We start from the raw sequence: 5,993 nt of genomic DNA on the forward strand, positions 1-5,993 counted from the left end.
CCCCGGCGGTCGTACGGGACTGCCCCGAACCGGTGCGCGAGCTGCGCGGCGAGCGGCAGCAGGCCGTCGCCCGTCGTCATCGCGCCACCGACCAGGACGACGGGCGGACCCGCACCGATGCGTTCGTACGCGATGGCGGTGCCGTCGCGCGAAACAGTCTTCTTGTCCATGCCCTGGAGACTGCCGCAGAGCGGCGGACTAATCGGTCACAACACTTCTACTTCGTAGAAGCAAAGGTGGTCCTTGATCTGTGCCACGTCCGGCTTGGGGTCGGGGTACGCCCACACCAGGTCCGCCGCGTCCGGCAGGGACCAGTAGGACGCGTCGCCCTTGAAGGGGCAGTGGGTGTGGGTCTCGGAGGGGGTCAGGAGGTCCAGGCGTACGTCCTCCGGAGGGAGGTAGTAGCGCACGGGACAGCCGGTCTCCTTCAGGACGAGGGGCCGGTCGCTCTCCGCCAGCACCTGGTCGCCGTGGACGACGCGTACGCGCCGGTCGCCCTGCTCGATCGTGATCGTGTGTCCGTCAGCCATACCGGAAAAGCACTCGCGGGCCCCTGGTTCTTCCCGCGTACGGTGACGGATATGAAGATCTGTGTCTTTCTCTCCGCCGCCGACCTGGACGAGCGCTACACGCGCCCCGCGCGGGAGTTCGCGGAACTCCTCGGCAAGGGCGGGCACACGCTCGTGTGGGGCGGTTCGGACGTCGGGCTGATGAAGGTGGTCGCGGACGGCGTACAGGCCGCCGGCGGACGGCTGGTGGGCGTCTCAGTGACCTTCCTGGAGGCTTCGGCGCGTGCGGGCGCCGACGAGATGGTGATCGCGGGTGACCTCGCCGAACGCAAGAAGCTGCTCCTGGAGAAGGCCGACGCCGTGGTGATCATGGTGGGCGGCACCGGGACGCTGGACGAGGCGACGGAGATCCTGGAGCTGAAGAAGCACGGCCACACCGACAAGCCGGTGGTGCTGCTCAACACGGCGGGCTTCTACGACGGCCTGAAGACCCAGTTCCGGCGTATGGAGGACGAGGGGTTCCTGCCCCTCCCGCTCACCGACCTGGTGTTCTTCGCGGAGGAGCCGGTGGGGGCGCTGGCGTACCTGGAAGAGTCGCTCGGTACGCAGTGATGCGAGCATGGCCGGCATGGCTACACATGTGATCACCGGGGCCGGTTCCGGCATCGGCGCGGCCGTCGCCCGCCGTCTGCACGCGCGCGGGGACGACCTCGTGCTGCACGCGCGCGACGCGGGCCGCGCGAAGGAACTGGCGGCGCGCTACCCCGGAGCGAGCACCCTGGTGGGCGACCTCGCCGCCCCGGACCGGCTCAGCTGGGCGTTCTCCCACCAGAGCCTGCCCGACCGGGTGGACACGCTCCTGCACATCGCCGGGGTGGTCGACCTGGGCCCGGTCGGGGTGCTGACCCCGAAGACCTGGCACCACCAGCTCAACGTCAACCTCGTCGCCCCCGCCGAACTGACCCGGCATCTCCTGCCCCAACTCCGGGTGTCCGGCGGCCATGTGCTCTTTGTGAACTCCGGCGCGGGCCTGCGGGCGAGCGCCGACTGGTCCGCGTACGCCGCCTCCAAGCACGGCCTGAAGGCCCTGGCGGACTCCCTGCGCCACGAGGAACACTCCAACGGCGTCCGCGTCACCTCGGTCTACCCCGGCCGCACCGCCAGCCCCATGCAGGCCAAGGTCCACCAGCAGGAGGGCAAGGAGTACGACCCCGCCCAGTGGATCGACCCCGAGTCGGTCGCGACGACGATCCTCATGGCGATCGACCTCCCGGCGGACGCGGAGGTCAATGACCTGACGGTGCGGCCGGGGAGGTGACCGGGCCGGAGCGAACACGCGGTGCGAGCGGTGCGGTGGTCCGGGACTGGCTCGACGAGGTGTGGGGGCGCACGGAGGCCGCGGTGGTCCTCGAAGGCGGCGACGACGGCGGACCGCTCGCCGAACGCGGGCTCGTCGGTGAGGTGTTCGACGCCGAGGACCTCGCGGAGCTGCGCACTCTCACCACGACCGGCGAGTTCGCGGACGGCATCTGCCGCTGCTACGGCGGTGTGACCATCGCCCTGCTCGACGCCGAGGGCGAGTTCATCGGGAGCGGCAGCGTGCACGGTCTGACGGACGTCTCCTGGGAGCGCCGCCGATTCCGGAACAACATGAAGGTCGCGGATCCGGAGCGGCTGATCGCGTTCTTGGAGCGGCTCGGGATCCGGATGCGTTGAAGCCCAGGTCGGCAGCCCCAGGGGGCGTCGCCTCCCCCGGAGGGTTCCGTAGTCTTCGGGGGTGAGCAACAACAGCCAGTTCAGCTTCGGCGCCGCCACCGGCATCGGATCCCTCCCCGGCAACGACGCCCGTGAGGCCGCGAAGACCGCGACCGGGGCCTTCGAGGACTTCCCGTTCCTGCCCGAGCTGCCCGCCCGGGGGCCCGGCGCGGACATGATCGGGCGGACCGCCGGGCTGCTCGTCGAGGTGTACGCGCGCGTGGAGCCCAGCGGTTGGCGGATCGGGGACCGGCCGGGGCGGGACACCAAGCGGGCGTGGGCGTGGCTGGGCGAGGACCTCGACGCCTTCGAGGAGTTCACACAGGGGTACGAGGGCCCCCTCAAGGTGCAGGCCGTGGGGCCCTGGACGCTCGCCGCCGGCCTGGAGTTGAGGAACGGCGAGTCAGTGCTCTCCGACCCCGGCGCCTGCCGCGACCTCGCCGGCTCGCTCGCCGAGGGCCTGCGCAACCACCTCGCCGACGTCCAACGCCGCGTCCCCGGCGCCCAGATCGTGCTGCAGCTCGACGAGCCGTCCCTCATCGCCGTACTGCGCGGACACGTCAGATCCGCCAGCGGCTACCGCACCTACCGCGCGGCCGACCGTCAACTCGTCGAGAGCACGCTCCGCGAGGTCGTCGAGGTGCACGAGGCCGGTCCGGTCGTCGTCCACTCCTGCGCACCGGACGTCCCCTTCGCCCTGCTGCGCCGGGCGGGTGCGGCCGGGGTCTCCTTCGACTTCTCGCTCCTCACCGAGCGTGACGACGACGTGATCGGTGAGGCGGTGGAGGCCGGCACCCGACTGTTCGCCGGTGTCGTGCCGGGCACGGACTCCGCATTGTCAGACCCTGCCGGTAGCGTCATGGGTGTCAGGACGCTGTGGCGCAGGCTGGGGCTGCGACCGGGACTCCTCGCGGAGGCGGTCACCATCACCCCGGCATGCGGACTCGCGGGGGCTTCTCCCGAGTACGCGCGCCATGCTCTCGCCCACTGCGTCCGGGCGGCGAGATCCCTCGCGGACAACCCTGAGTGACGGAAGGACAATACGGTGGCCGGCGACAGGCAAGCGGAGACGGCGGTGCCCGCAGAGGCACGGGAGAAGCACGCGCAGCTCGCTGAGCAGATCGAGGAGCACCGCTTCCGGTACTACGTGAACGACGCCCCGGTCGTCAGCGACGCGGACTTCGACAAACTCCTGCGCGCCCTGGAGGCGTTGGAGGAGGAGTATCCCGAGCTGCGCACGCCCGACTCCCCGACGCAGAAGGTCGCGGGGGCGTACGAGACGGAGTTCACCTCCGTCGTCCACCGCTCGCGCATGCTCTCCCTGGACAACGCCTTCGAGGACCTGGAGCTGGCGGCCTGGGCCGAGCGCGTCCACAAGGACGTCGGCACCTCCGACTACCACTTCCTGTGCGAGCTGAAGGTCGACGGCCTCGCCGTCAACCTGACGTATGAGCAGGGCCGCCTCACGCGCGCGGCGACCCGCGGCGACGGCCGTACGGGCGAGGACATCACGCCCAACGTCCGTACGATCGCGGAGATCCCGGACCGGCTGACCGGCGACCGCGTGCCCGACCTCGTGGAGATCCGCGGCGAGGTCTACTTCCCGATGGAGAAGTTCGAGGAGCTCAACGCCCGCCTGGTCGAGGCCGGCGACAAGCCCTTCGCCAACCCCCGTAACGCGGCGGCCGGTTCACTCCGCCAGAAGGACCCGCGCGTCACCGCCACCCGCCCCCTGCACATGGTCGTGCACGGCATCGGCGCCCTGGAGGGCTTCGACCCCCTCACCCGCCTCTCCGAGGCGTACGCCCTGCTGAAGACCTGGGGCCTGCCCACCTCTCCGCACAACAAGGTGGTCGACGACCTCGACGGCGTACGGGAGTTCATCCGGTACTTCGGCGAGAACCGCCACTCCGTGGAACACGAGATCGACGGCGTGGTCGTCAAGCTGGACGAGATCCCCCTCCAGGGGCGGCTCGGCTCCACCTCCCGCGCCCCGCGCTGGGCGATCGCATGGAAGTACGCGCCCGAGGAGGTCAACACCAAACTCGTCAACATCCGTGTGGGCGTGGGCCGTACGGGCCGGGTCACGCCGTACGCCCAGGTCGAGCCGGTCACAGTGGCGGGCTCGGAGGTCGAGTTCGCGACGCTGCACAACCAGGAGGTCGTCAAGGCCAAGGGCGTCCTCATCGGCGACACGGTGGTGCTGCGAAAGGCCGGTGACGTCATCCCGGAGATCCTCGGCCCGGTCGCCGACCTGCGCGACGGCAGCGAGCGGGAGTTCGTGATGCCGGCGGAGTGCCCCGAGTGCGGGACGCCGCTGCGGCCGATGAAGGAGGGCGACATCGACCTCCGCTGCCCGAACGCCCGTGCTTGTACTGCCCAGTTGAGGGAGCGCCTCTTCTACCTCGCGGGCCGCAAGGCGCTCGACATCGACCACTTCGGCTATGTCTCGGCCGCCGCCCTCGCCAAGCCGCTGGAGCCCGCGGAGCCGCCGCTGCGCGACGAGGGCGACCTGTTCGACCTCACCATCGAGCAGCTGCTGCCCATCAAGGCGTACGTCCTCGACCAGAACAGCGGGCTGCCGAAGCGGGACCCGAAGACCGGCGAGGAGAAGATCGCCACGGTCTTCGCCAACCAGCAGGGCGAGCCGAAGAAGAACGCGCTCGCGATGCTGGAGACCATCGCCGCCGCCAAGGACCGCCCGCTCGCCCGCATCCTCACCGGCCTGTCGATCCGTCATGTCGGCCCGGTCGCGGCCGAGGCGCTGGCCCGCGAGTTCCGCTCGATCGAGCGGATCGAGCAGGCCACCGAGAAGGAGCTGGCGGACACCGACGGTGTCGGCGAGATCATCGCCGCCTCCCTCAAGGAGTGGTTCGCCGAGGACTGGCACCAGGAGATCCTCCGCAAGTGGCGGGCCGCCGGGGTCCGGATGGAGGACGAGGGTTCCGGCGAGGACGAGGGCCCACGTCCGCTCGAAGGGCTGACCGTCGTCGTGACCGGCACACTCGAACACTTCACACGGGACGGGGCCAAGGACGCCCTGCAGAGCCGGGGAGCGAAAGTGACCGGTTCTGTTTCGAAGAAGACGTCTTTCGTTGTCGTAGGTGACAATCCTGGTTCGAAGTACGACAAGGCGATGCAGGTCAAGGTGCCGGTTCTGAACGAGGAGGGCTTCACCGTCCTGCTGGAACAGGGCCCCGAGGCAGCCGCCGAAGTCGCTCTTCCGATCGAGGAGTAGCGAGGAGCAGCGGTTGAAGGCCACCCGATCGGCGCATACCAGATGCATACGGGTGGCCGGGTCGCATTCGGGCAACCGTCTACGACCGCTGCCCGTGGAAGCCTTCTGCGGCCTACTGTTGAGGTGTGCACCTGCCGTGCCCAGCTGCGGTTGGGGCAACCCCCTGCTCTTGGAGAGCCGGGGGAAGGGTTTTCCAAACGCGGTGCCGTTGATGGAAGTCGGGCATCGGACCGCGTGGCGTGGGCACCGCCGGCTGTGAGAGGGACGGGAATGGAACCGACCGAGAGCGCCCCCCCGGACTCACTCCTGCGCCGGCTCACCGGCGCCTGGCGGGGGAGTCGTTGGGGAGCGCGACCCGTGGAGCGGCCGGGCAGCGCCCAGCCGCGCGCCACCGGACAGTACTCCACACCGGACGCGCGCCACGACGCACCGCTCTCCGCCCACCACACCTCCGGCCTGGCCGGCGGCGAATCCGGACGGCACCTGACCTG

7 protein-coding genes are annotated in these 5,993 nt (G+C 70.2%); 5 read left to right on the forward strand and 2 right to left on the reverse strand.

The genetic code is table 11. The features are described 5' to 3' along the window. On the reverse strand, positions 1–170 hold a 170-nt coding region (locus R6V09_RS43575; protein ID WP_442810257.1), incomplete at its 3' end, for an alpha/beta fold hydrolase. 36 nt (positions 171–206) lie between these two features. Beyond that, positions 207–530 (reverse strand): DUF427 domain-containing protein, encoded by a 324-nt coding sequence (locus R6V09_RS43580; protein ID WP_317887022.1) that lies wholly within the window; start codon positions 528–530, stop codon positions 207–209. A 51-nt stretch (positions 531–581) separates the two neighbouring features. Here R6V09_RS43580 and R6V09_RS43585 point away from each other — a divergent pair, with 51 nt between their 5' ends. The 5 genes from R6V09_RS43585 to ligA all read left to right on the forward strand — a co-directional run bounded on the left by R6V09_RS43585 (position 582) and on the right by ligA (position 5,502). Then, a complete protein-coding gene (locus tag R6V09_RS43585; RefSeq protein ID WP_317887023.1) occupies positions 582–1,121 on the forward strand; it encodes a TIGR00730 family Rossman fold protein in 540 nt (179 codons plus the stop codon). Between the two features lie 7 nt (positions 1,122–1,128). After that, positions 1,129–1,827, forward strand: a complete 699-nt coding sequence (locus tag R6V09_RS43590; protein WP_317887024.1) for an SDR family oxidoreductase — start codon at positions 1,129–1,131, stop codon at positions 1,825–1,827. Further along, a complete protein-coding gene (locus R6V09_RS43595; RefSeq protein ID WP_317887025.1) occupies positions 1,824–2,225 on the forward strand; it encodes a hypothetical protein in 402 nt (133 codons plus the stop codon). The genes R6V09_RS43590 and R6V09_RS43595 overlap by 4 nt, the downstream gene beginning before the upstream one ends. 61 nt (positions 2,226–2,286) lie before the next feature. Beyond that, entirely contained in the window at positions 2,287–3,294 is a 1,008-nt protein-coding gene (locus tag R6V09_RS43600) for a methionine synthase (RefSeq protein WP_317887026.1), read from the forward strand. 15 nt (positions 3,295–3,309) lie between these two features. Next, positions 3,310–5,502 carry an NAD-dependent DNA ligase LigA gene (gene ligA / locus R6V09_RS43605; protein WP_317887027.1) on the forward strand — a complete coding sequence of 731 codons (2,193 nt, stop codon included), beginning with the start codon at positions 3,310–3,312 and terminating at the stop codon, positions 5,500–5,502. The last annotated feature ends 491 nt before the right edge of the window (positions 5,503–5,993 follow it).

The organism is Streptomyces sp. W16 (assembly GCF_033194735.1).
Classification (GTDB): domain Bacteria; phylum Actinomycetota; class Actinomycetes; order Streptomycetales; family Streptomycetaceae; genus Streptomyces.